Genomic DNA, 1093 nt, shown 5'->3' on the forward strand with positions numbered 1-1093 from the left:
CCGACCGAGCGCCGCCGACCGCGCCGCCGTGGCCGCAGCCCTCGACCGCGTGGGACTGTCCGGACTCGCGGCCCGCCGCATCGGCGAACTCTCCGGCGGTCAGCGCCGTCGTGTCCTGCTGGCACGCTGCCTGGCGCAGGAGGCCGACCTGCTCCTGCTCGACGAGCCGTTCAACGGGATGGACGCAGGCAGCGAGGAGGTGTACATCGACGTGCTGCGCGAGCTCACGGCCGAGGGGCGCACCGCGCTGGTCTCCACCCACCACCTGGGCACCGTCGAGCGGCTCGCGGACTCGGTGGCCCTGCTCAACGGCTCCCTCATCGCCCACGGCCCGGTCGCCGAGACGACCACCCCGCAGATCCTGTCCACCCTGCTCGGCGCCCGGCAGACCGGGACCGCCGAGCGCACCGTCACCGAGGGAGCGCTGCCGTGATCGACCTGCTCGCCGAGCCGATGAGCTACGACTTCATGCGCCGCGCCCTGATCGTGGTGACGGCCTCCGGGATCGCCGGCGCCCTGCTGAGCTGCTGGCTGGTCCACATGGGATGGTCGCTCATGGGTGACGCCGTGTCCCACGCGGTCCTGCCGGGGGTGGTGATCGCCGCGATGACCGGCACCCCGTTCGCGGTGGGCGCCCTGGTCGCCGCACTGGTCGCGGTCACGATGATCGGCGCGGTGCGCGAGAGCGGAACGGTGCGTGAGGACGCGGCGATGGGCATCGTCTTCACGGCCCTGTTCGCCCTCGGCCTGATCCTCATCGCCCGCTTCCCCACCCAGCAGGACCTGCACTCGATCCTGTTCGGCAGTGTGCTGGGCGTCCGCGACTCCGAACTCGTCCAGGTGATGGTGGTCTCCGCGTTCACGGTCATCGTGCTGCTGGCGTTCCGCCGTGACCTCGTCATGGTGGCGTTCGACCGACTCCACGCCCACACACTGGGACTGCGGACCCGGGCACTGACCGCCCTCCTGCTGGCGACGCTCGCCACCGCGACCGTGGCGGGGGTCCAGTCGGTGGGCGTGATCCTCGTCGTGGCGACGCTCATCATCCCGGGCGCGACCGCCCAGTTGGTGGCGGACACCATGCGGGGGACGA

Annotated in this window: 2 protein-coding genes; both read left to right on the forward strand. The window is 71.9% G+C overall.

The features are described 5' to 3' along the window. The coding region (locus G6023_RS15275) for a metal ABC transporter ATP-binding protein (RefSeq protein WP_182636331.1) at window positions 1-433 on the forward strand (433 nt) is incomplete at its 5' end. Next, window positions 430-1093 (forward strand): metal ABC transporter permease (locus tag G6023_RS15280; protein WP_182636333.1); only part of this gene is annotated, 664 nt, incomplete at its 3' end. The genes G6023_RS15275 and G6023_RS15280, both read left to right, overlap by 4 nt.

The organism is Dietzia sp. DQ11-71 (genome assembly GCF_014144995.1).
GTDB lineage: Bacteria > Actinomycetota > Actinomycetes > Mycobacteriales > Mycobacteriaceae > Dietzia > Dietzia kunjamensis.